Source organism: Sporosarcina sp. Y838 (assembly GCF_056786515.1).
In genome coordinates this window covers 39,672-64,056 of sequence record NZ_JBXCJD010000015.1, presented here as the reverse complement: position 1 = coordinate 64,056, position 24,385 = coordinate 39,672, and the positions used below count along the sequence as shown (strand labels likewise).

27 protein-coding genes are annotated in these 24,385 nt (G+C 42.6%); 11 read left to right on the top strand and 16 right to left on the bottom strand.

All coding sequences use genetic code 11. The features are described 5' to 3' along the window. Window positions 1-122 precede the first annotated feature (122 nt). A complete protein-coding gene (locus tag AC1TO4_RS15415) occupies window positions 123-308 on the bottom strand; it encodes a hypothetical protein (RefSeq protein ID WP_482106068.1) in 186 nt (61 codons plus the stop codon). Then, on the bottom strand, window positions 299-445 hold the full coding sequence (locus AC1TO4_RS15410; RefSeq protein WP_482106067.1) for a hypothetical protein: 147 nt from the start codon (window positions 443-445) through the stop codon (window positions 299-301). Before AC1TO4_RS15410 ends, AC1TO4_RS15415 begins: the two co-directional genes overlap by 10 nt. A gap of 241 nt (window positions 446-686) precedes the next feature. Between AC1TO4_RS15410 and AC1TO4_RS15405 the strand changes: the two genes are divergently transcribed. From AC1TO4_RS15405 to AC1TO4_RS15385, 5 genes are all read left to right on the top strand, one after another. Then, the gene (locus AC1TO4_RS15405; protein ID WP_482106066.1) at window positions 687-1,817 is read left to right on the top strand and encodes a betaine/proline/choline family ABC transporter ATP-binding protein; all 1,131 of its coding nucleotides are present in this window, start codon (window positions 687-689) and stop codon (window positions 1,815-1,817) included. Beyond that, complete coding sequence (locus AC1TO4_RS15400; RefSeq protein WP_482106065.1) at window positions 1,814-2,467, top strand: ABC transporter permease; 654 nt, start codon at window positions 1,814-1,816, stop codon at window positions 2,465-2,467. The genes AC1TO4_RS15405 and AC1TO4_RS15400 overlap by 4 nt, the downstream gene beginning before the upstream one ends. Window positions 2,468-2,469: 2 nt before the next feature. Further along, on the top strand, window positions 2,470-3,360 hold the full coding sequence (locus tag AC1TO4_RS15395; protein WP_482106064.1) for a glycine betaine ABC transporter substrate-binding protein: 891 nt from the start codon (window positions 2,470-2,472) through the stop codon (window positions 3,358-3,360). Between the two features lie 265 nt (window positions 3,361-3,625). Further along, entirely contained in the window at window positions 3,626-4,090 is a 465-nt protein-coding gene (locus AC1TO4_RS15390) for a GNAT family N-acetyltransferase (protein ID WP_482106063.1), read from the top strand. Further along, complete coding sequence (locus AC1TO4_RS15385) at window positions 4,091-4,825, top strand: MBL fold metallo-hydrolase (protein WP_482106062.1); 735 nt, start codon at window positions 4,091-4,093, stop codon at window positions 4,823-4,825. A gap of 120 nt (window positions 4,826-4,945) precedes the next feature. Here AC1TO4_RS15385 and AC1TO4_RS15380 read toward each other — a convergent pair whose 3' ends face one another. The 12 genes from AC1TO4_RS15380 to AC1TO4_RS15325 form a co-directional block, all read right to left on the bottom strand. Next, window positions 4,946-5,503, bottom strand: a complete 558-nt coding sequence (locus tag AC1TO4_RS15380) for a PepSY domain-containing protein (protein WP_482106061.1) — start codon at window positions 5,501-5,503, stop codon at window positions 4,946-4,948. An 86-nt stretch (window positions 5,504-5,589) separates the two neighbouring features. After that, window positions 5,590-6,285, bottom strand: coding sequence for a PepSY domain-containing protein (locus tag AC1TO4_RS15375; protein WP_482106060.1), 696 nt, complete (start codon window positions 6,283-6,285; stop codon window positions 5,590-5,592). Between the two features lie 38 nt (window positions 6,286-6,323). Further along, entirely contained in the window at window positions 6,324-7,685 is a 1,362-nt protein-coding gene (locus tag AC1TO4_RS15370) for a sensor histidine kinase (RefSeq protein ID WP_482106059.1), read from the bottom strand. Further along, window positions 7,675-8,382 carry a response regulator transcription factor gene (locus tag AC1TO4_RS15365; protein WP_482101268.1) on the bottom strand — a complete coding sequence of 236 codons (708 nt, stop codon included), beginning with the start codon at window positions 8,380-8,382 and terminating at the stop codon, window positions 7,675-7,677. The genes AC1TO4_RS15370 and AC1TO4_RS15365 overlap by 11 nt, the downstream gene beginning before the upstream one ends. A gap of 93 nt (window positions 8,383-8,475) precedes the next feature. Continuing rightward, window positions 8,476-10,107, bottom strand: coding sequence for a M20/M25/M40 family metallo-hydrolase (locus AC1TO4_RS15360; RefSeq protein ID WP_482106058.1), 1,632 nt, complete (start codon window positions 10,105-10,107; stop codon window positions 8,476-8,478). A gap of 305 nt (window positions 10,108-10,412) precedes the next feature. Beyond that, window positions 10,413-11,240 (bottom strand): undecaprenyl-diphosphate phosphatase, encoded by an 828-nt coding sequence (locus tag AC1TO4_RS15355; RefSeq protein ID WP_482101270.1) that lies wholly within the window; start codon window positions 11,238-11,240, stop codon window positions 10,413-10,415. Between the two features lie 7 nt (window positions 11,241-11,247). Next, a complete protein-coding gene (locus AC1TO4_RS15350; RefSeq protein ID WP_482106057.1) occupies window positions 11,248-11,859 on the bottom strand; it encodes a DedA family protein in 612 nt (203 codons plus the stop codon). A gap of 546 nt (window positions 11,860-12,405) precedes the next feature. After that, complete coding sequence (locus AC1TO4_RS15345; protein WP_482106056.1) at window positions 12,406-14,028, bottom strand: long-chain fatty acid--CoA ligase; 1,623 nt, start codon at window positions 14,026-14,028, stop codon at window positions 12,406-12,408. Between the two features lie 28 nt (window positions 14,029-14,056). Further along, on the bottom strand, window positions 14,057-15,034 hold the full coding sequence (locus AC1TO4_RS15340; protein WP_482106055.1) for a CaiB/BaiF CoA transferase family protein: 978 nt from the start codon (window positions 15,032-15,034) through the stop codon (window positions 14,057-14,059). Window positions 15,035-15,037: 3 nt separating this feature from the next. Continuing rightward, window positions 15,038-16,186 carry an acyl-CoA dehydrogenase family protein gene (locus AC1TO4_RS15335; protein ID WP_482106054.1) on the bottom strand — a complete coding sequence of 383 codons (1,149 nt, stop codon included), beginning with the start codon at window positions 16,184-16,186 and terminating at the stop codon, window positions 15,038-15,040. Window positions 16,187-16,281: 95 nt separating this feature from the next. Continuing rightward, window positions 16,282-17,052, bottom strand: a complete 771-nt coding sequence (locus AC1TO4_RS15330) for a 3-hydroxyacyl-CoA dehydrogenase (protein WP_482106053.1) — start codon at window positions 17,050-17,052, stop codon at window positions 16,282-16,284. 74 nt (window positions 17,053-17,126) lie between these two features. After that, on the bottom strand, window positions 17,127-18,275 hold the full coding sequence (locus AC1TO4_RS15325; protein ID WP_482106052.1) for a thiolase family protein: 1,149 nt from the start codon (window positions 18,273-18,275) through the stop codon (window positions 17,127-17,129). Window positions 18,276-18,533: 258 nt separating this feature from the next. On the opposite strand from AC1TO4_RS15325, the gene AC1TO4_RS15320 reads away from it, so the two are divergent. The 5 genes from AC1TO4_RS15320 to AC1TO4_RS15300 all read left to right on the top strand — a co-directional run bounded on the left by AC1TO4_RS15320 (window position 18,534) and on the right by AC1TO4_RS15300 (window position 21,991). Continuing rightward, complete coding sequence (locus AC1TO4_RS15320; protein ID WP_482106051.1) at window positions 18,534-18,884, top strand: lmo0954 family membrane protein; 351 nt, start codon at window positions 18,534-18,536, stop codon at window positions 18,882-18,884. Between the two features lie 15 nt (window positions 18,885-18,899). Beyond that, on the top strand, window positions 18,900-19,538 hold the full coding sequence (locus AC1TO4_RS15315; RefSeq protein WP_482106050.1) for a PspA/IM30 family protein: 639 nt from the start codon (window positions 18,900-18,902) through the stop codon (window positions 19,536-19,538). Between the two features lie 101 nt (window positions 19,539-19,639). Next, a complete protein-coding gene (gene liaF / locus AC1TO4_RS15310) occupies window positions 19,640-20,341 on the top strand; it encodes a cell wall-active antibiotics response protein LiaF (RefSeq protein ID WP_482106049.1) in 702 nt (233 codons plus the stop codon). Then, on the top strand, window positions 20,338-21,384 hold the full coding sequence (locus tag AC1TO4_RS15305) for a sensor histidine kinase (protein WP_482106048.1): 1,047 nt from the start codon (window positions 20,338-20,340) through the stop codon (window positions 21,382-21,384). The genes liaF and AC1TO4_RS15305 overlap by 4 nt, the downstream gene beginning before the upstream one ends. Then, window positions 21,359-21,991, top strand: coding sequence for a response regulator transcription factor (locus tag AC1TO4_RS15300; RefSeq protein ID WP_482106047.1), 633 nt, complete (start codon window positions 21,359-21,361; stop codon window positions 21,989-21,991). Before AC1TO4_RS15305 ends, AC1TO4_RS15300 begins: the two co-directional genes overlap by 26 nt. Before the next feature lie 352 nt (window positions 21,992-22,343). On the opposite strand, the gene AC1TO4_RS15295 is transcribed toward AC1TO4_RS15300, so the two are convergent. Both AC1TO4_RS15295 and AC1TO4_RS15290 read right to left on the bottom strand, forming a co-directional pair. Next, window positions 22,344-22,817, bottom strand: a complete 474-nt coding sequence (locus AC1TO4_RS15295) for a DinB family protein (RefSeq protein ID WP_482106046.1) — start codon at window positions 22,815-22,817, stop codon at window positions 22,344-22,346. Between the two features lie 86 nt (window positions 22,818-22,903). After that, complete coding sequence (locus tag AC1TO4_RS15290) at window positions 22,904-23,353, bottom strand: hypothetical protein (protein WP_482106045.1); 450 nt, start codon at window positions 23,351-23,353, stop codon at window positions 22,904-22,906. 279 nt (window positions 23,354-23,632) lie between these two features. On the opposite strand from AC1TO4_RS15290, the gene AC1TO4_RS15285 reads away from it, so the two are divergent. After that, window positions 23,633-24,283, top strand: coding sequence for a CPBP family intramembrane glutamic endopeptidase (locus AC1TO4_RS15285; RefSeq protein ID WP_482106044.1), 651 nt, complete (start codon window positions 23,633-23,635; stop codon window positions 24,281-24,283). Window positions 24,284-24,385: the final 102 nt, after the last annotated feature.

Here is a 24,385-nt window from a genome sequence, read left to right as displayed (position 1 = left end):
AAGAAAAAATTAGCTGGCATGAGTCCGGTTCAATACCGTCTGCATACCAGCCAATTAGCTGCATAATATAAAACTCTAACTTTAGGGGGTCACAACAAATCAATTTGGATTCCTGGCGTTTTTTAACCTAAGCAACTCTTTCTGATACTACGTTTCATATCAATCATCGCTCCGTTCCATTCAAGCACATCCGGCGCTAATTCTCCGTACGCATATATCCGTCTGAGGAGTGCCTGAATTTTTGCCAGCAAAACATCTGAATGAAATGGTTTCTGAATGTAATCATCCGCACCTATATTCATGGCCATAACCACGTCCATCGGATTACATTATGAAAATCTGCCGGACCCTTTACACTGAAAGACCACTGACTCAGTCGTTCTGTCAATGAATTAAAAATTGCAAGATCGTCCTCAACAACGTAGATTGTCATATCCATTTCCAATGCACTTCCCTTCTATTATTCCATTGTAAAGGACTGCATAACAAACAGGCAATTTGGACATTTTAGGAGCAATAAGCAAAATAATTCTGAAAAACCGACTAGAATATGTTATGATGATTGAAAGAGACATCGCTCCGAACGTTATCAGGAGTGCAAATTGTCTGCTTTTTTTTAACTCCGTTTGATTTTTTCATCTATAATTCGGAAATAATTTTGTTGTAAAAAACCACAGGAGGTAAACATGCTCAAATTTGAAAATGTAAGCAAAGTGTATGATGGCGGATTTCAAGCAGTAAAATCTGTCAATTTCGATATTCCAGCAGGCGAATTACTCGTCCTCATTGGACCAAGTGGTTCAGGGAAATCGACAACTATGAAAATGATTAACCGGATGGAGCCCCACACAAGTGGTAAAATCACTATTAACGGCAAGGATACAAACTCCTACAATGCCTCTGAATTACGCCGAAACATCGGGTATGTCATTCAGCAAATCGGACTTTTCCCCCACTATACAATCGAAAAAAATATCGCAATTGTACCACAGCTGAAAGGTTGGAATGACAAAGAAATTAAAGCTCGAGTCAATGAACTTCTTGAATTGGTCGGTCTAGATCCTGAGGTTTATGCGGGTCGTTATCCAAAAGAACTATCAGGCGGTCAGCAGCAGCGTATTGGTATTGCAAGAGCGTTAGCAGCAGATCCAGATGTAATCTTAATGGATGAACCGTTCAGCGCACTAGATCCACTTACACGCGAACAGCTTCAAAACGAATTACTGTCATTACACAAAAAACTTAAAAAGACGATTGTCTTCGTAACACATGATATGGATGAAGCGCTGAAAATGGGCGATCGCATTGCCATCATGAAAGACGGAAAACTACTACAGTTGGACACCCCAGAGAAATTACTTCACGATCCAGCCCACGGCTTTGTAGAAGAGTTCATAGGAAAACATCGGATTATCCAAAATCCCGGACTCATGCCAGTTACTGACATCATGTCAGAATCGGTTTTCACCGCCCTTCCTCAATGGTCGCCAGAGAAGGCACTTTCGTTTATCCGCAAGCGAAAAATTACGAACATTATTGTGGTCGACGATGACAAGAAACTAATTGGAATCGTGTCCGCATATGACGTTATAAGAAAATTAGATGACATCAAAACAATCGAAGAAATCATGGTGAACCGGGAACCATTCCTTTATGATACCGCAACGGCTAAAGATGCCATTGTCATGATGGATGAAGCACCTTACGGCATAATCCCGATTGTCGATAAATCACAAAATTTAGTTGGCGTCGTTACACGTGGTTCGCTGTTATCCGCCATGTCCAGTCAGTGGACAGAAATGGGGGATAATCAATGAATAACTTAAATATTTGGCAACAACTCGTTGAACAAACACAGATGCGGTGGAAAGAAGTACTTGAAGCGACATCCGTCCATATTCAACTCGTCTTCTTCTCAATGCTTATCGCCATTGTCCTCGGTATTTTTCTCGGTATTTTGATTACACGCGTTCCGAAGCTCACGACAGTTGTACTTGGCGGCGCAGGCGTCATGCAGACGATTCCAAGTCTTGCGTTGCTCGGTTTCATGATCCCAATTTTCGGTATCGGTGTGAAAACGGCTATTGCTGCGTTATTCCTATATTCATTACTACCAATCATTCGCAATACCTACACAGGTATTAAAGACGTCGATAAAGCTACCACTGAAGCAGCAAAAGGGATGGGTATGACTAGCATGCAAATCCTGTTTAAAGTGGAATTGCCTCTTGCAATCCCTGTCATTATGGCGGGTATACGTACAGCTGCTGTTATTAATGTCGGTACAGCAACACTTGCAGCCTTCATTGGAGCAGGCGGACTCGGTGATTTCATCTTCCTCGGTATCACACGCGGAATTGACGGTCTGATCTTACTTGGGGCAATCCCTGCGGCAATCTTAGCGATTATCCTGGAAACGCTCTTCGGTGGAATTGAACGTTGGACGACGCCGAAAGGATTGAAGTAAGAATGAAAAACAAATTTAAAATAATGATTTCATCAATACTTGTTGCAAGCCTGCTGTCAGGATGTATTTTCATCGAAAAAGATTCTCTGACACTTGGTTCTCGTAACAATACGGAAAGTATCATATTGTCACACGTGATGGGGCAATTGATTGAAAACAAAACAGATATTGACGTCCTTTATAAAGAAAACCTCGGCGGGTCCAGCGTCGTGTGGAAAGCCATGTTAGACGGTCTTATCGACGTTATACCCGACTATACGGGGACAATTGTCCTTACCTATTATCATGAAGAACCTGGGACGGCGGATGAAACGTTAGCTGCCACGAAACGGCTCGTTGATAAGGATGGCATGATTGCCTTCAACACATTCGGCTTCAACAATACGTATACACTCGCAGTGGACGAGCCAGTAGCAGAAGAACTCAACCTAGTGACATTCAGTGACTTTGCTAAAGTTTCGAAGGACTTCACATTAGGCGCGGTATTCGAATTCATCGACCGACCGGATGGACTGCCTGGATTCCAAAAAGCATATGATCTTGACTTCAAAGAAGTTAAAGGGATGGACCATGGAATTATGTACCGTTCCATTAACGCGGGTGAAGTAGACGTTATTAACTCGTATACGACGGACGGACAGTTACAAATGTACGACCTGCGTGTACTGGAAGATGACCAATCTTTCTTCCCACCGTACCATGCGCTCCCGCTTGTAAGGAAAGAAGCACTTAAAGAGTATCCTGAAATTGAAGAAATACTCAAATCGCTTGAAGGTACGATTGACGAAGATACGATGCAGAAGATGAATGGAAAAGTCGATAATGACGGCATGATGGTTGAAAAAGTCGCAGAAGAATTCCTTATTGAAGCAGGTTTAATTGAAAAGAAATAAACTAGGAACGCACCTCTTATACTAGATAAGGGGTGCGTTTTTTATAGTTATAACAGACACAAATCGCGTATTCCAACATATATGATTGGTTGACACTCAGTAAGATATCATGGCAATTCGTAATAATTTCTTCTCATAACGCTCTCCAAATCCTACCGCTCTGTCAACTTCTGCTATGATGAAATCAGCAGCAACCGCCATAATTGAATTGCAATTACACTCTATTTTACACTCAAAAAATCCACTAAGAGGGGAATTAACGTTTATGAATATTGTAAAAGCAACAACAGACGATGCACAAACGATTTTAGACATTCAAAAAGTAGCTTATTTGAGAGAAGGCGAAATGTATAATAACTATCAAATCGCTCCGCTCATAGAAAAAATTGATGAAACAAGGGAAGATTTCAAGAAAAAAACCATATTAAAAGCTGTCGTAGACGGTGAAATAGTTGGTTCTGTTAGGGGAGACGAAAAAGAAGGTACTGTTTATGTACAAAGATTGATGGTTCACCCTGATCATCAAAACAAGGGTATCGCCAAAAAGTTAATGCTTGGGCTTGAAGACTATTTTCCTACTTGTGAACGTTTTGATTTATATACCGGATCACAGAGTTTAAGCAATATTCATCTGTATAAATCACTAGGCTATGAACAATATAAACTAGAAACGATTCGTGAAAATATTGAATTTGTTTTCTTAGCCAAAGTAATTAAGAGGACACTTTAAATGAAGATTACACCAATCGGCATCTGGGGCGGATATCCAAAAGCAAATAGCGCAACATCTTCTTTTTTAATAGAACATGATGGTTTTCATTGCCTCATTGATTGTGGTAGCGGCGTACTTTCCTCATTGCAAAATTATTTACCTTTGGAAAAACTAGATGCAGTTGTCATCAGCCATTATCATGCGGATCATATTGCCGATGTCGGAAGCCTGCAATTCAGCAGAATCATTAATTTCTATCTTGGCCATCAAGCGTCCCCATTACCGATTTACGGACACATATTGGATCAAGAGAATTTCGAGAAACTTTCATACAAAGGTCAGACAGTAGGCATTGGTATTTCGGAAGATGATATTGTTCAAATCGGTCCATTTGAAGTGTCTTTTTGTCGTACCATACACCCCGTCCATTGCCTGGCGATGAAATTCAGTGTGGGCGATTGTTCCATCGTACTCACCACAGATACAGAATGGCGCGATGAACTTATTGAATTCTCACGCGGGACGGATTTGTTAATTAGCGAGGCGAATTTGTATGAAGAACACCTCGGTAAGGCGCCAGGACATATGACAGGCAGTGAAGCAGGAAGGCTCGCGAAACTGGCGGAAGCAAAGCAACTCGTGCTGACCCACTTGCCATTACACGGGAATATCAATGAGATCCTTGAAGCGGCTGTTGCTGTATATGATGAGTCTACTGAACTTGCTGAAGTTGGCAAAGTATACAAAGTGTAAACACAACATACATTTTGTACACAAAGTACACAAAGTGTAAACAAAGTACGCAAATTGTAAACAAGGAAGATTCGTTTTTCTCCATAGTAAAAGGGCTGTTCAAGAACAGCCCTTTTTACTTCAATCGTCATCGCGGTCTTTTTCAAACTTCAGTACTTCACCTGAAATTGCATCGATGTCGAAATCATAGTCATATTTGCCATCTTCAATTTCGATTTCATAGATGACACGATCATCATCTTCATCCAGTTCAATTTCTGTTACTGTCCCTTTTGCTTGTTTCATCGCAATTTCGATGGCAGCTTTTTCTGTTATGAATTTACTATCAGAACCGCTGACATTATTGTCATAATCATCGTCATCAAAGTCGTCATTATCATAATCATCTTTTTCTGTACGCAAAACTTCACCTGTTTTTGCATCGATATCAAGATCATATTCAATACCGTTCGATCTCACCTCGACTTCGTAGATAGCCCTTGACTTTTCACGATCCAATTCTACTTCTGTCACTTTACCGCCAACTGATTTCACCGCAATCGATTCTGCTTCCGCAACCGACAATAAATCTTTCGATACGACCTTCAAACCTTCTCCCGAGTTTCCTGCCATTGCAACTCCACCTACGACTAGTACTAGTGCACCGGCCAAAGCCGGAATAGCTAACCATTTCTTCATCTTGTATCTCCTCCTTTTGTTATTACCTTCATATTACTCGACGAAGATGAGAAGACATTGTGAGGATTATTAGAATATGATGAGAGTCAATCATCCCATGTGACGGACATTATTTTTCCGGAAATGGCATGAACTTGGAAAGTGCCATCCCGACCGTCAGTTGCTTCGATTTCGATTAGATAAAAGCCACCTTCGTCCGATTTCTCATACGATACATCATCTATTTCACCTTTAAGTTGTCCACGCACAATTGCAATCGCCTGCTCATTTGTAATAAGTGCATTTTCTCCTGTCGTTTTCTTTACAACTTCTGAGATTGTTTTACCAGTGATTGCGTCGATTGTCACTTTTGTAAACTTCGGGTCCTTCGACAGCTTCACGTCGTAAACCGGAGCTTCAGAGCTTGTATTCAATGAAATCCGTTCAACTTCCCCGTCATAGCCCCCCGCAATAATTTCCTCCACCTCAGTCTCGGAAATCACTTGCGGAATCTCTTCCTTCATTTCAGAATTCTGAAGGAGTGAAATAACACTTCCCGTCGTTGCGTCGATTTCAGCTGTATAAGACGCTCCGCTTCGCTTCATTTCCGCTTTATATACACCGCCGTCAATGGCAATCTGTTCGACAGTTCCACCATACATGCTCTCAAGATGAATTCGGATATCATCAGACGCTATCGGTTCTTTCTTGGTAATTAAACTTCCTATATATAATCCGCCCGCCATTAGAATGACTAAGGTTAACAAGATGGGAATGAACCAAGGCTTTTTCAAAAAGTGCATACTAGTTGCCTCCTCTCGTTTATCATACGACGAGAACATTAAAAATCGGTGAGAATCCGTTTTTTGGGAATGGTGATTCGAAAGGTCGTTCCCATTTCAACGATGCTCTCGACTTTCAGTTCTGCACCAAGACCATCTGCAAGTTCTTTGGCGATTGCCAGTCCGAGTCCGGTTCCACCAGTTTTTCGGTTTCGGTCCTCATGAACCCGATAGAAACGATCGAAAAGATGCGGGAGCGCTTCCTCAGAAATGCCATTTCCATAATCAATGACAGTGATGGAAATAGCTGTTTCTGTTTCAGTAATCGTTGTTTTGATTTCTCGTTCACTGTATTTCCGTGCGTTATCCAGAAGAATGAATAAGAGCTGCCTGAGCTTTTCATCATCTGTCACTGCAACCGAAGAACCGTTCCCTTCCATGATAAAATCCCTCGCATATGCTTGGCGCATTGGCTGCAAGGTCTTGTTGACTAACGCATGAATATCAGTTTCCACAAAGTTAAATTCGGATTGTTCATGGCTTCTTGCCAGTTGAAGCATCTGCTCAATCATGTCCTTCATCCGAATAGATTCGCTGAGGATTGCCCCAACTGCCTCTTCTGCTACCGAACGGTTTTCAAACCCGCGGCGTGATAGGAGTCGTGCATAGCTTTCTATAACGGTGAGTGGCGTTTTTAATTCATGCGAAGCGTTGGAAACGAATTGCTCCTGCTTTTTGTAGTTGCCCTCAAGCTGCTCCATCATGTCATTAAACTCGCGACCCATCTGTGCCATTTCGTCTTTTCCTTCAGCCGATACCTCAATTTTTTCATATGTCCCTGTTTGCCGGCTTTGCGACATTGTTTTAATAAGATTATCAATGGGTTGTATCACAATACGCCCAAGCGCAGCGCTCGAAAGCGTAATCGGAATCATCGCGATAAAGGTTACTCCGAGGAGAATCAACTTGAGCAGACTTAAATTATATTTTACATCGCTAAGCAGTTGAATCATTTGCAGTTCAACCACTTTTCCGTCTGTCCAAATGACTGGCTCACGCATTGTAAGTATCGGTGTATTATCAAATTCACCGATTGAGTAGCGTTCGCCGGGCTTTATTTCAGGTTGGTAACTCTTAATCCCTTCCGCCGATGAGGACTCCACTTTCACCTTACCCGCTGGATCCAAAATACGGACCGCACCATTCGGCGGCCTGTAGGTATGGAGCACCGTAGCTGGATCATTTTGTCCGGTCATCAGGCTGAGAGAACCAATAAGATCTACAGATTGGGCCTTCAGCTGACTATATTCCGTGTCAAACGCCATTTTTTCATACACAAAATAAACACCTATGTTTGTCAACGTTAAGATGACGAGCATTAGCAATGTGGATAAAAGGTGGATTTTCGTTTTAAGCTTCATTGACCTGCTCCTTTAAAACATAACCAACACCCCGTACCGTTTGGATAAGTGTGCTTTTTTCTCCTATTTCAATTTTCTTTCGGACATATCGAATATAGACATCAACGACATTTGTTTCACCGTAATAATCGTATCCCCAAACAGCATCCAGCAACTGTTCGCGTGACAGCACTTGGTTTGGGTGCTTTAGGAGATGAAGTAGAAGATCGTACTCCCGTGGTGTCAATTCGATGGAACGACCGTTTCGTTTCACTTCACGTGTTTGTTCGTGAAGTGACAAACCAGAGAACTCTAGAAGGTATTCGTCTTCCTTCACTAAGAGTTCTGCAGGTTTCGAGAATCTGAGCGCCGACCGAATCCTTGCGAGCAATTCATCGATTTCGAAAGGTTTCGTCACATAGTCATTTGCGCCAAGGTCAAGACCCGCTACCTTATCCTTAACGTCGTTTTTCGCTGTCAGCAATATGACAGGCGTGTCTGTCTCCGTAGCGCGGATCCTCCGTAACACGTCAAGTCCATTCAATCCAGGTAACATGAGGTCTAGTAGAACAAGATCCCACTGTTGTTCGCGGTACTTTATAAGCCCGTCTGGTCCTGTATGCGCAATACCTGTCCCATACCCTTCGAACTCGAGTTCCAACTGTAGGACGCGTGCGATGTTTTCTTCGTCCTCGATAATCAAAATCTGCTCAGTCATTTAGCCCACCTACCGTTTTCCTTTCATTTTAACAGACTTACGCAAAAAGCGGAGACTCTCGCCAATTCCGAGTGTCTCCGTTTTCCATATTCATTAGACAGCGTCCAATTCGTCTTTGACGATACACATACTCTTTACAAGGGTTTCTAACATAACAGGCATTTCGACAAAAGCACTGTCTATATGTAATCGTTCAGTACGTTGGTGAGCATCTTTCCCGAATGGCCCTACGTTGAGCACGGGTGCTTTCAATTGAGCCATCTCAGTAAAGGGAATGCTGTACGTATCACCCCATACTGGTGTGTTGCTTTCAAATGCACTCCAGCCGTTTGCTATGTCATCGTAGTTGACATAGCTCAAGTCACAGATACCATTGAAGTAATGCATTTGACCAATTTTATTACCCAAATTCCCAGCAGTCTCTTTCATTAGTTCAATTGATTGTTTTACAAGCGGATCATTCGACGAGTTTACAGCCGGATAATAAGGCGGTGCGTAAAGAAGCACAGTAGCTGGTGCAAGTTCTTGACATTGGATCATCAGATTATCGACGATGCGCAGTGACTTTTCACGATCATCCCAATCGGCGTTATCGAGCGACTCTTGCTTCAAGCGTTCAATTTCTTCAAACCCTAACTTTTGAACCGCGTATTCCAGCAGCTGCTCGTAGCGCAACACTTTCACTTCCCCGACACCCGTCACTTGTTCACGATTACAAATGAGCTTATATCCGTCATTGCAAGCATCCATCGCTTCAGATGCCACTTGCTCAAACAACTCCATTACTTCAGTGGCCGTGCGCTTAAACAAAAAGACATTGTAAAGCGCAACTGCACGATAAGGCGTTTGCGTTGAATATTGCAATTTCAAATCCTTTTGTTGCAATGAAACCGGTAGCGGCGTAGTTTCTCCAAGATCCGTTTCACGGAACAATTCGTTCCACTCCATGCGCTGTGTAAGAAATGATGCAATATAGTTCGCGGTTATCCCTTTTAGTGGCTCTCCGACATGTGTTTCTTTTCCATAAAATAAGGCAGCCGGCATAATTTTACCGATTGTTCCTGAGTAAATATATTCTTCGATATCCGTCGGACTCTGTGAGAATGATGGTTCACTGTTTAAAAACAGTTTATAGGTTAAGCCTTGTTCCTCACGAATGCGGACAAGTTCTTTGACAGCGGAACGCATGCCCGCTGAGTTCACTTCTTCATCAGCAACAGTCGCCACTAACAGATTGATTGGCCATTGTTCTACACTCGCTTTTTCGATAAGCTGCATATGAAGCGCTAGTCCCATTTTCATATCCATCGTACCGCGGCCGAATAGATATTTCCCGGTCTTTAGATCATCGCGGGCAACTTCCGGTAAATCCGCATTATGCTTAGGTTCTGATAGCATTTTTGTCAGCATCTCGGGATAAATCGCAAAAGGTTCCAACACACCATATTCTTCCGTCCAGACGGTATCGAAGTGGCTTAGAAGAACTATTGTTTCAGTCGCTTTTGGATGTTTGTACAAAGCAGTGACATTTTGACGACCAAGGCCCGCATCGTGAAGGGCTATCTTGTCTGGATTATCTTGAAAGTACTCCAGTTCATTTAATTTCGACACTAACTTCGGAGCAAATGTAGTCTCTCCCTCTGTTAACGTGCGGCTATCCCAGCTAACGAGTTCACACAACAACTCACGAAGAGTAGAAGGTGTATCCCAAAGACGGTGTTCCATTCTAAAACCTCCCATAAGTGAAATATAGTACAGTTATGATAAAAGTCTCTCTGTAAGATTCAGTTTCGTTTCAAGGAAAAGCAGTACGTAGGTATAAGTAATTCGAATATATCCTTCTCCATATTCGATGAGGTTCTTCCAGGAACAGCAGCAACACTACCGTTTTCGATTAGTCTTTTCGGAATTTTAAAGGAGTCTATTTGCTTAATAACATCTAATCCCATTTTAACTGATTAAGGCAGACAGTGTTAACAAAAACGCAAAACGACTCCTGCGCAATAATGTGCAGGAGTCGTTTCAATTTCTTATAAAAACACAATAAATGCTAACACTGCCGCCAATACAAGTCGGTAGATAGCGAAAGGTACTAGCTTAACACGTGAGATAAGCTTCAAGAAGAAGCGAATCGAGATTAGTGCGAAAACAAATGCACTGATGAAACCAACGATGTAAAACGACAAATCATCAACTGATAAATGCTCCCAGTTTTTCAATATGGACACCAGACTCGCGCCCATCATGATAGGAACCGCCATGATGAATGTAAAATCAGCTGCTGTCTTATGGTTCATGCCGAACAACACGCCACCCGAAATCGTTGCGCCCGAGCGCGAAAATCCTGGCCATAGGGACAGACACTGAACAAGACCAACCGTGAATGCCTGCTTGTATGTTATCTGATCCAATGTGTTCACCCACGGTTTTTTCGGTCCGAACTTATCCGCGACAATCATAAGAATTGAACCGGCAACTAGCGCAAAAATAACCGTTTCAACACCCGATAGCTTTAAATCTATATAATCTTTGAGTGCAAATCCAACAATAACTGCTGGCAACATGCCAACAATGACGTGTGCTAAGTTGAAGCTAGAATTCATTTTTTGACCTTCAATTTTATAGAGACCCACCAAGCTGAATAGGCGCTTCCAGAAAACGATAACAACGGCTAAGATTGAACCCAATTGAATAACTATCTTAAATGTGAATGCCGAACGATCACCCAAGAACTCAGTTGTTTTCAGCCACATATCATCGACAATAATCAAGTGACCTGTCGATGACACCGGTGCAAACTCCGTCATCCCTTCAACGAATCCAAGTATTAACGCTTTGATCAAATCAAATAATTCCATAGGTTAGTTACACTCTCTTTCTACGGTAGCGAATGTACCAAATACATGCCGCTATACCGCCAATTCCTATTAATACATACGCCACGTTCGAATAAATATCCATGTAGTGGACGATTGACTCCCAATTATCACCGACTGCCGCGCCGATGGAAACGAGTGTTGCATTCCAAATCAAGCTGCCGATTGTTGTTAGCAGAATGAATAGTGGAAAATTCATACCCGACATACCTGCCGGAATCGAAATAAGGCTCCGGATCAGTGGGACAAGACGACAAAGCAGTACTGTCCAAGGACCGTATTTGTCGAACCATGCGTCCGCCCTGTGAATGTCTTTTCGAGTAAGACGCAAAATAGATCCCCATCGATCGACAATCTTCTCAAGACGTGGCACATCGAGAAATGACCCGATACTATACAAAATCATCGCGCCGACAACCGATCCAGCTGTCGCGGTAATGATGACACCCACCTGCGTCATATCTGAATACGTCGTCATGAAACCACCAAACGTTAAAATAACTTCAGATGGTATAGGTGGGAAGATATTCTCAATCATAATTAATAAAAACACGCCAAAATAACCAAACTGGCTCATAAATTCAGTAATCCAATTTTCCATGCTGCTCCACCGCCATCTATTACTTTACTAAATATGGGCCCTCTATGCAAATAGAGTTCGACAGCAGAAAGGACGATTCAGCACGACTAGAAGTTTCGTTTTCTGTAATGTATTTTACGCAAGAAGAGGTACAATTATGAGTTCATTTTTTCTGCATTCGATTTTAATGGTATCAACGAATTATTTTATGGACTTTCTTTTACCATTGCTAGATAGTTTGATTGAAATAATTTCGCTACTCAATTTCGGAAGTTCTTCATCTAATGCCCAAAGTTCCTGATTTAAACACGTCACTGCTCCCTAATTCGAATATCTCCTATTTTATGCCTTGATTTTAAAAACATACTTTTAAAATGTGGATATCTTTGTTTTTTATTAAGTTATCCTCATTTGAAGTGGATAACTTAATGAAATTGTTGATAATTTCAGAAAATTACTTCTTATCCACAGAACTATTTGATTAAATCTTTACTTTCGGAAAAAGTTATCCACACTGATCATGTCAACAAAAATATAGCCATCCGATATTTACCGGATGGCCCACATTCATTCTTCTTCGAGATTCACAGTCAATTGATCACGCAAAGCTCTTTTCAAGAACTTACCTACAGATGTTTTCGGTATCTCATTCATGAAAATAACGTTGTCCGGAACCCACCACTTTGCAAATTGATTTTCAAGATAGCTTAGTAATCGCTTCTTCATTTCTTTGTCTGCTTTTTGTCCCTCATGTAGAACAACACAAGCAAGCGGACGCTCCAACCATTTTTCGTGTGGCACCGCAATCACCGCCGCCTCGAATACAGCTTCATGGGTCATCAGCGCGTTTTCAAGATCAACGGATGAAATCCATTCACCGCCACTTTTAATCAAGTCAGCCGTGCGATCCACCAACTTGAGGTAACCGTCTTCTGTGATTACTGCGATGTCTCCAGTATGGAACCATCCGTCTTGAAAGGCTATAGCAGTTCCACCATCTTTATAGTACTCACTCGCAACCCAAGGACCTTTGATCGTTAATTCGCCCATTGTTTTGCCATCCCAAGCCACTTCTTTACCCTCTTTAACAATCCGAACCTCGAGTCCCGGCATTGTTAACCCTTGGAGTGCCCGCATTTCAATTCTCTCATCCATTGTTAAATTATCCATTTTCGATGTAAAAACTGACAAACTAACAAGCGGCGTCGTTTCTGTTAAACCATAGCCAACAATAAATGGAACACCGTGTTTCTCTTCGAATGCACGAATCAAACCTTTTGGAGAAGCCGATCCGCCGCTGACAATAGCACGCAATGACGAGATATCCCGTGGATTTTGCTCAAGTTCTTTCAATACTGCCAGCCAAATTGTTGGCACACCTGCAGTAAGCGTTATTTTTTCCTGCTCTATTAAATCAAGGATGAGCGCTGGATTGAAGCCAGGACCGGTTAAAACTTGTGTAGTGCCAAAGAAGACAGCTGCAAAAGGCATTCCCCAAGCATTCGCGTGGAACATCGGAACGATTGGCATAGCAACATCCCGTTCCCCTATACCCATCGAATCAGCCAGTCCCAGTGCATAACTGTGCAGCACAAGCCCACGGTGTGTATAAACGACCCCTTTTGGATTTCCAGTTGTTGCGGATGTGTAACACATGCCCGCCGGCGTATTTTCATCAAGATCCTCTGGGAATACGTAGTCATCTGACGCAGCTTCAAGCAAAGCTTCGTATGAATGCACATTTTTAAGCGATGTTTCTGGAATTTCTTTACTATCCCCCATAATGACGTAATGTTTCACGGTCTTTAACATTGGTGCAAGTTGCGATAGGTGCGGAAATAAATTATCATCGACAAGCAATATTTCATCTTCCGCATGGTTAATCACATACGCAATATGTTCAGGAGACAAACGGATATTAATCATATGAAGAATCGCACCTGTACACGGTACCCCGAAGTAAGCTTCTAGGTGGCGATGATGGTTCCAGCCGAACGAACCTACTTTTGTTCCATGTTTCATCCCAAGTTTCGTAAGCGCATCCGCAAGTTTACGTGACCGTTTTGCGAAATCTCTGTATGGTATCCGATGAACTGTATTTTCTGCTGTCCGCGAAATGATTAACTTGTCTGGGAAATACTGTTCAGCCCGTTTAACAAATGACGATAATAAAAGTGGTGTTTGCATCATAAATCATCCATCTCCTTTTCAGTTGGAATTAATGATTTTCACTTTTTTGCCTTATCCCTTTTGCCTGCCAATAGGGATGTTCGGATAAATCGGAGACCCGCATTACAGGTGTCAAACAAAAATCAGTTCGCAATGAAATAGCGAGCCATTCACTCCATGTCATCGTCGTGATGTAAGCGCTTACTTCAGAATGTTCGAGAGTACCTGTGGCATAGAAAGCATAGTGTTTCCACTCAGGATGTTTTGCAAATTCACAGAAGTTGTCCCAAAACTTTGGCTCAAGAGCCCCAAGCGCAACGTGACGACCATCTTTTGTCTGATACAATCCGTAACAAATGGACGTACCATCGATCTCTGGAATACCTCTATCTGAAATACCTTTTTCATTGTATGCCAGATGCGTCCCTTGAAAATCAGCCAATACCTCAGTAATTGCAATGTCGACGAATGCACCTTCTCCTGTACGAAACTTCTGTACAAGTGCCGCGAGAATACCTTCTGAAACTGTAACTGCACCGCAATAATCTGCAAGTGTATTTTGAGGATGAATTGGATTTCCTTCTTGATTAGTAAGTTGGGAAAGAATTCCCGACATCGCCAAATAATTAATATCATGACTCCCTACTTCAGTTAGAAGCCCTGATTGACCATACCCCGTCATCGAACAATAAATAATATCCGGTTTCAATGCTTTTACAGTGTCATAATCAAATCCAAGACGTTTCATCACACCTGGTCTGAACGATTCCAAAAGCACGTCCGATTTTTTGATAAGTTCTATCAACGATGCTTTACCTTCTACGGTTTTCAAATCAAGGGTGACGAATTCTTTCCCTATATTGTTTGCTTGATGAACGATGCCGCCACTCATGTTTTTCGCTGGATCGCCGCCCGGAGGTTCTACTTTAATGACATGGGCTCCCATATGTGCAAGACGCATCGCGGCATACGGCCCCGGAAGATAATATGTGACATCCAGCACATTTATACCTTTTAACATACTCATTTCCTACAATCCCATATTTTTTGCGATGATGACCTTCATGATTTCATTCGTCCCTGCGTAAATCGATGCGACGGGGATGTCCCGGTACCGCCTCGCAATTTTATATTCCTCCATATAGCCATATCCGCCGTGCAGCTGCATGCATTCCGCCGAAATTTCACGCGCTGTATCGGTAAGCCAATATTTGGCCATCGATACTTTTGTGACGACATCTTTACCAACAAGATGATCCTCGATTAGGGATTCGACAAAAGACTTGCCAATTTCCACTTTCGTTGCGATTTCTGCTAGTTTAAACTGTGTATTTTGAAATGATCCAATTGGTTTGCCAAATGCTTTCCGTGACTTTACATAGTCTAATGTCATTTCCAACATGTCCTCTGATGCAATTTGCGCAGCAATCGCGACAACAAGCCGCTCTTGCTGAAGTTTTTCCATCATGTAACTGAACCCTTTTCCTTCCTCACCAACTAAATTCGATACAGGTACACGGCAATCTTCAAAAAATAGCTCCGCTGTATCTTGGGAATGCAAACCGACTTTATCAAGCTTACGTCCTCTCGTGAAACCAGGTGTTCCCTCTTCAATGACAAGTAAACTAACTCCCCGGTATTTCGGCTCGGCTTTCAAGTCAGTTTTCACAGCGACAAGTATGAGGTTCCCATTAATACCGTTCGTGATGAATGTTTTTTGACCGTTGACGACATAGTGATCACCGTCTTTTATGGCTGTCGTCTGAATATTGGCTAAGTCTGATCCTGTTCCTGGCTCAGTCATGGCAATCGCCGTAATAATGTCAGCGCTTATACAACCCGGCAGCCAGCGTGCTTTTTGCTCTGGCGTACCAAACGATTCGATATAAGGAACGACGATGTCATTGTGTAAACCCACTCCGGTAAGACCCCCTCCTACGCGTTCGAGTTCTTCTCCGATGATGACACCGTAGCTAAAATCAAGTCCGAGCCCGCCGTACTGTTCTTCAACTTGCGGACAAAGAAAGCCCATTTGTCCAAGTTTTTTCCAAAATGCAATCGGAATAAGCCTCTCTTTTTCCCATAAGTCATAATTTGGAACTACTTCTTTCTGAAGAAACTTTCGAAGCGAATCCCGAAACATGTCATGCTCATCTGTTTCAAATCTGTATTTCCCCACTGGTTAACCCCCTCTTTTTTTCCATGTGCTTCAAAAAGATTTATGTTATCTATCAGCGCTCGTCGATGATATATCTTTAACTCTCGACTTCCAAATCACTTCGGTTGCATCCGGATCGCACCGTCTAACCGGATGACTTCACCGTTTAGCATCGTATTCGTGAAAATACTTTCAACAAGCATTGCATATTCGTTCGGCCGGCCAAGTCGTTTCGGAAACGGCACCATTGAAGCAAGTGATAAACGCGCAGCTTCAGGTAATCCGTCAAACAGCGGTGTTTCTACAAGACCCGGCGCAATTGTCATCACACGAATCCCGAATGCCGCAAATTCACGTGCAATCGGTAATGTCATCCCAACGACACCGCCTTTTGATACACTGTATGCACTCTGTCCAATTTGCCCTTCGAATGCAGCAACGGAGGCTGTATTTACAATAACTCCGCGCTCGCCTTCTTTGTTTGGTTCGTTCTCTTGCATAGCAGCCGCTGCCACACGAATCACGTTAAAGGTCCCTATCAAGTTAACCCGTATCACTTGTTCAAATTGTTCAAGCCCCATCGGAGTACCTCGCGATACGACTTTACCTGGTGTCGCAATCCCTGCGCAATTGACTACGGCAGTTACCTTTCCGAAAGTCCCTTTGACGGAGGCTACATTCGCCTCCACTTCTTCCGCACTTGCCACATCCGTTTTCAAGAATACAACATTTTTTTCCCCAAACTCATTTGCAAGTGCCAATCCACGCTTTTCATTCATATCGAAAATAGCTGCTTTTCCGCCGGTATCGATTATTCTTCTTACAGTGGCTTCCCCAAGACCTGATGCTCCACCCGTTACGATTGCGACAACCTGCTCCATTTCCATCCCTGAATCCCCCTTTTCAATCACGCCTCGGTGTGATTGCGTCAAGATTTTGAATTGAACTTCATTCCTCCCTGTTAAATGCGTTCGATAATTGTAGCGTTGGCCATACCCATTCCTTCGCAAACCGCGAGCAATCCGTATCGGCCTTCTGTCCGTTTTAGTTCATGGATCATTGATATGAGCAATTTCGTTCCAGTCGCGCCAAGCGGATGGCCAAGTGCAATGGCACCGCCGTTCGGATTCAATTTCTTAGGATTTCCCCCGGTTTCTTTCAGCCAAGCTAGTGGAACTGGTGCAAATGCCTCGTTCACTTCATACGTATCCATATCTTCTATTGAAAGACCCGCTTTTTTTAATACTATCCGGGTCGCTTCTATAGGCCCTGTCAGCATTAACGTGGGATCAGACCCTACAACAGAACGCGCAACAATGCGGGCAATCGGTTTGAGTCCAAGCTCATTCGCTTTCTCCTGTGACATTAGAAGTACCGCCGATGCGCCGTCACTCATTTGACTAGCATTACCCGCAGTGATTACGCCATTTTCATCAAAGACTGTTCGTAACCCAGCCAGCACTTTCGTTGTCGATTCGGGACGAGGCCCTTCATCTTTAGAAAACATTTCAGTTGTACCATCATCTCTCGTGATTTCGACAGAGACGATTTCTTCTTCAAACTTCCCTCCATCGATTGCCCGTATTGCTCTTTGGTGGCTTTCGAATGAAAAGCGGTCAAGTTCCTCGCGTGATAAACTCCATTTTTTAGCGATTCGTTCCGCCGATAGTCCTTGATTAATAATTTCATGTTTTTCTATGAGTTTTGGACTTGGTTTTGATTCTCCCATGTTGGACTTCATGGGGGCGCGCGTCATACTTTCCACGCCGCCCGCAATGACAATATCCATATCTCCCGAAAGAATGGCTTGTGACGCAAAATGCACAGCTTGCTGACTTGAGCCGCATTGTCGATCGATTGTTACTCCAGGTACATGAACAGGAAATCCAGCGATAAGTGCTGCAGTTCTAGCAATGTTACCGCCCTGCTCTCCTGCCTGCGTCACACATCCTAAAATAACGTCTTCAATTGCGCCTTTATCAATTCCGGCACGCTTGACAAGCTCCTCAAGCACTATCGCTGCGAGGTCATCTGGTCTATAATTTTCAAAACTTCCCTTTCTTCTACCAATCGCGGTCCGTACCCCTTCAATAATAACAACTTCTTTCATTCCCCAATCACCCCTCTCAGATAAGCGACTTTACAATGACACTCCATTTTTAGTTTCTACACGCAACTGTTATTTCGACAGTTTACTAAATTCATAGATTATTCTCATAACAACAGTTTACATGAAATCCCTACTATTTTCCATAGCTATAGTAAATCAACTCAGCCTTAAGACCGAGTTGCAAATCCGTACAGCGCCCGTTTGGACAAGTGTAAAATCGTTATAAGATTAAGCTACAAACGAAAGGAGGAACAAAACATGAAGAAACTTGGTTTTGCAGTACTTGGTATTACGGCAGCAATCATCGTCCTTGTGAATCTTGGATCACTTCTTGCACTTGCCTTTTCTGCATTGATTGCTTATGCAGGGTTCCATTATTTCAGAAAAAGTAATTCTACAATCTCGAAATTTTTCTGGGGAGGCGTACTCATTCTTGCCTTGTTAAGCGCTATAGCGAATGTACCAGCGTTCATTGGGATCCTCGCAATTCTCGGTGTTTGGTATGCTTGGCGTAAATGGAAAGGCTCAGAAAACAACAATGTCATCAGTAATGTTTCAAACGATCCCTTTGTAAACTTTGAACGCCAATGGAATGACATTACAAAATAAGAGGAGGAACTATTAATGAACTCACTTTGGAATAGATTTAAATACTCGGTACAAGCAGATCTCCATACTCTATTCGACAAAAAGGAAACGAAGAACCCAATCGCAATGTTGAACCAATATATTCGTGAGGCTGAAAAACAGACTGATTCAATCGGGAAATTACTTGAACGACAAAGCACACTGCAAACTGAATTACAAAAAGAATTGTCAGAAGCAGAAAAAATGGCGGACAAACGTCGGAGTCAGCTTGAACTTGCAATAGTTGCTGGTGAACAAGACCTAATCGCATTCGCTGAAGAAGAAATTTCCGCGTACGATACACGTGCTGCAGAACTATCTGAAAGTGTTATGGAGACAGCTTACGAATTAATCTCTTTAGAGCGTAAATTCGAAGAGATGAAACATAAAGTAAAAGATATGAAAGTGCGTCAGCTACAATTGATGGGCAAAGAAAACGTAACGCGCGCCCATCACCGTATGGACGAAGTTATTTCACCGAAAAATGCAGACAGTAACATGGGCACAATCGGTGAGATGAAAAAGTATATTGAAAACCTTGGTGGGAAGATTGAACGTGAATTCGAAACGTCTTCAATGGACCGCCGACTTCAATCATTAGAGAAAAGTTCCGCAATAGAGACGGAAGTTGTGTAAACTAGACTATAGGAGGAGGGTGTCTTCAGGAAATGGCAATAGTTGACCGCCTTCCTTTTCCTTTTTTCAAAAAATCCGACCTCAAGAAGGAGGAGCAAAAAATGGACCGAATGAATACGAGCAAAATTACATTTTGGGGATTAACCTTTCTGCTGCTCATATTTGTCGAATCAGCATTCTTTCATAACGGGAATATCATGTTCGCCCTTCTTGGTGCCGGATTTATTTATTACGGATCGAAGAAGCGCTCAAAACCGTTCTTTTTCATTGGGTTTTTCTTCATCGCGATTGCGTTATTTACATTGTGGAGCTTACGACTGCTTATTTTCGGGGGTCTCGTCTATATATTAGTGAAGTTATGGAAAGGCATACCATCTGAAGAAATCATGCGTCCACTTAAAGAATTCCAACAGGAAACTCCGAACGGCATTTGGAAAAACAAGTTATTTTCTGTCCAATCCTCCCCTTTTTCGTCCTATGAGTGGGAAGATGTTCACGTTCAGGGATTCTTCAGCGATATCCACATCGACGTGACGGATACAGTGCTACCAAAAGGAACCTCTTTAATTTCAGTGAGACAGGGATTTGGGAAAATTAAAATTGAGGTACCTTATGAAATTCCCGTTCGTATTCATTACACAACATTAATTGGTGACGCCAGAATTTTTGGCATCCATCGAAAACGACTTATCAATGAAACGCTTCATATGAAAGACAGTTATGAAGGCAAAATGCCTGATTCTCCTGAACTCATCATTACACTTTCCACTTGGGCCGGGGATGTTGAGGTGACGAGAAAATGAAAGCAGTCATCGGACGCGGTATTATGCTATCACTACTACTTCTGGCCATTACAGCGGTGTATGTCTACTTCCTCCTTGGCCTACCATTGGAGGAAAGTTGGTTCGCCTTTTTCGAGTTGCAATTTGCGGAGGTTCCGCTTGGTTGGTGGGTTTTAAATACGATTTTTGTGCTTGCTTGGGGAATAGCCCTATGGAGTGGTACTTTAGGAAGTTCAAAAGAGAAAGCAATCGAGCAGAGATTAACTGGATTAATCGATGCTGAAAAAGATGTCATTTTAAAAGAGAAACTTTCTCCACGCATGGACCGAGCAATTGGTTCAGTGTCAACTGTCATTCAAACGCAACGAAAAAGTTTGCAGCGGATTATTGATGAACGAGCAGAAGCACAAGACAAAATTATCCAAGAGCGCATCATTCAAGAAAGACAGCGGCTTGCACGCGAACTGCATGATTCCGTCTCCCAACAACTATTTGCTGCATCGATGCTAATATCTGCTATCACGGAAAACAACGACGACTTATCAGCACAAAAACCTTTGCTCCAAATCGAACGCGTTGTACAGCAGGCGCAACTAGAAATGCGGGCTTTACTTCTTCATCTGCGACCAGCAGCTTTGAATAATAAATCACTTACAGAAGGACTTGAAGAGCTACTCGTTGAACTAAGAGAGAAAGTACTATTCGATATCCGTTTTCGTTTAGAAGAAGTAAATCTCTCAAAAGGGGCGGAAGATCATTTGTTCCGAATTGCACAGGAAACGTTATCCAATACGCTTCGCCACGCACAAGCAACAGAAGTCGATGTACTATTTGTAGAACGGGATGGCCTTGCTATTTTCCGCGTGCAAGATAACGGGATTGGATTCAAGGATAGTGATGGAAAAGGCGGATCCTATGGACTCCAAAATGTCAAAGAACGGGCAATTGAAATCGGGGGATCATGCAAAATTGTTTCTGTACCATCCCAAGGTACAATTGTTGAAGTGAAATTGCCTGCGCGAAGAGGAGATGAATCGAATGATCAAGATCTTATTAGTGGATGATCATGAAATGGTCCGGATTGGTGTGTCAGCTTATTTGCAGATTCAACCGGATATGGAAGTTATCGGTGAAGCAGAAAACGGGAGAGAAGCAGTAGAAAAAGCACTCTCACTACGCCCCGATATTATTTTAATGGATATGGTTATGCCTGAAATGAATGGTGCAGAAGCAACTGCGGAGATTATTAAAGAGTGGCCTGAAGCGAAGATTGTCATTGTTACAAGTTTTTTAGACGATGATAAAGTGTATCCCGCACTAGAAGCCGGAGCCCTCAGCTATATATTAAAAACCTCAAATGCCAAGCGAATCGCGGGAGCAATTCGTGAAACTTTGAAAGGACAGACGGTGTTGGAGCCTGAAGTAACTACAAAGATGATGCAAAAAATGCGAGCTGGTAAGGACCGGCAGCCGCATGAAGACTTAACGGAACGTGAACTTGAAATTTTAATGCATCTTGCGAAAGGAAAAACGAATCAGGAAATCGCAGATGATTTATTTATTGCACTAAAAACAGTGAAGACGCACGTCAGCAACCTGCTTTCTAAACTGGAAGTCCAAGACCGGACGCAAGCGGTCATTTATGCATTCACACACGAACTAGTCAATTGACATATCAAAAGCGCAGAGCGCCTGTTCAGAGGCGACAGGCATATGACGAGTTGGCGGAGCAGCGTCCTTTGCTGCAGAGCTAAATCGACTTATGACCCGAGCCTCTAGGCGCACGGAGCTAGACGTATCAAAAGCGCAGGGCGCCGTTCAGAGGCGACAGGCATAAGGCGAGTTGGCGAAGCAGCGTCCTTTGCTGCACAGCCAAACCGACTTATGACCCGAGCCTCTGGCGCACGGAGCTAGACGTATCAATAGCGCAGTAAACCTGTCCAGAGGCGACAGGCATATAAAAAAAGGCAGCCACGTAGATTCGGATAGTCTCCGTCCCTAAGTGGCTACCTTACTTATATAATTATTCCCCCACCAAGCGGCTCAACGCGTTAATAATGCCTGCGTGAACGCCTTCATGCCAAATTACAAATTGAGCGACCGCATCTACTGTTACCATCGTATGCAAAGGACCAATTGACATCGGTTCTTGTAACGAATCGCTCAGTTTCCCATCAAGTGCTTTCATAATACGCTCCGGTTGTTCCTCTAACGCCACGAGAAGTTCTTCAATAGAAGGGATGTTCCCCTCCCAGCTCTCTGGAGTCGAGCCCGATACAAAAAATGAAATCCATTCCGGATTAACAAGCTCATAGCCCTCCACCGCTTTTTGAATAAGTGTTTCCATAGAGACAAAAATATGACCCGCGTTCCAGCGAATCGTGTTACTGAATCCTGCAGGTTGTGTGTCCCATGCCTTTTCACTTATTTTGGCTACACGGCCAAGCGTGTAAATACGACTGAATTTCAATTGATTCAATGTTTCGATTATAATCATCCCTTTCTTAATTCTCCCCCTCTACTCTATCGTACCCTCGGGGGAAATCAAAGCGGTCACTCCATGTAGGGGTGACCGCTGCTTAATTATGGTTTAAAAGGATCTTCATTCGGTTTCTCTTTGTTCCATTTGTCGTGTGTATGCTGGTCAAAACTGCTCTTTTCTTTATCTACCTCGCCATTAGGAGAACCTACGCCCGATACCGGTTTATTATTACCCGTATTCGTATTATTTATCTTATTTTCGGCGAAAGCAGACGGTTTGTTCTCACCCGTCTCTTCCTGTTCATTTTCTCTGAAAACTTCCGATGTATTTGAATCGGAAGGATCCGCAAGCGGTAGCTCATCGGATTTAGACATCCCTTTAACATTTGGTTCTAGATCGTCTTTGTTTGGATAATTGCCATCTGATTTTGTCATATCTACTTTAAATCCTCCCTCTTCGTACGGGGAACCGGGATACGCTTTCCAAAAGTGGAGCTGTAAAGCCATCAGGAACATTCGAGGCGGATATACCATTGCCTGTAGTGGTCTCATCGATTACGCTTTCCGTCCGTCCCCTCGCACGGTTCTCGTTTTTTTATTTTGAGTCTTGTTGCTTTAACTTTCGCTATCAAAAATAGCCAAGCGTTAACACAAGTATTGCTAGTAGTAATTCAAGTAACCCATTGAAAAGATTAATATATTACGGATTTCTGAACGTATGATGCCCTTCATTCACTAAATAACCTTGAAGAGACGCAAACCTATTTTCAGAATCCTGTGAAACCATTATCCCACTATTTCGTCTTATTTACAATAAACAGGGGGGATTTTTTGGAGAAATCGCTTTTTTTTGCTATGCCGCTAATCAACATCGCTATTCTTATCTGGATTGAACAAAGTCTTGAGGTTGAATACATATGGAAAACGATGGCGAAGGTTGTTCTATTTCTACTGATTCCACTCATTTTATATAGGAAGTTTGGATTTCCATTCTTACGATTACGCGGTACAGATTCTAAAAGTATGGGTATCGCAATCGCTTCGGGAATCTTAATAATGGCCGTTATCATCATGTCATTTCTCCTATTAAAGCCATTCATTAATCTCAATGAACTTATTGTCGATTTAGAAGACGCTGGTGTAACAGCTACAGTGTTCCCTTTCATCGGATTCTATATCTTGTTCGGTAATTCGATACTGGAGGAGTTTTACTTCCGCGGCCTGTTGCCTAGTATTATGAGCAATTCAAAAGTCCGGTTTCTTGTTCCATCCTTCCTGTTCGCAATTTACCATATCGCAATTTTTCTACCTTGGTTCAGTCCAGCACTTCTCGTAGTTGCCGTTGCAGGACTTTGGTTGGGAGGAGTAATCTTTCAGTTGGCCAATGAAAAAAGTGGAACCATTTTGCCCTCTTGGACAGTTCATATGTTTGCAGATATCGGTGTTTTACTTGTTGGAGTGTATATTATTTACTTCTATTGAAAGAATGATCAATTTGCGTACTTTACCTAATCATTCCCGCCAAAGGAAAGCCGTAAACCCATTTCAATCGTAATGAATCCGCAAATAGAAAGAAGCTGTACG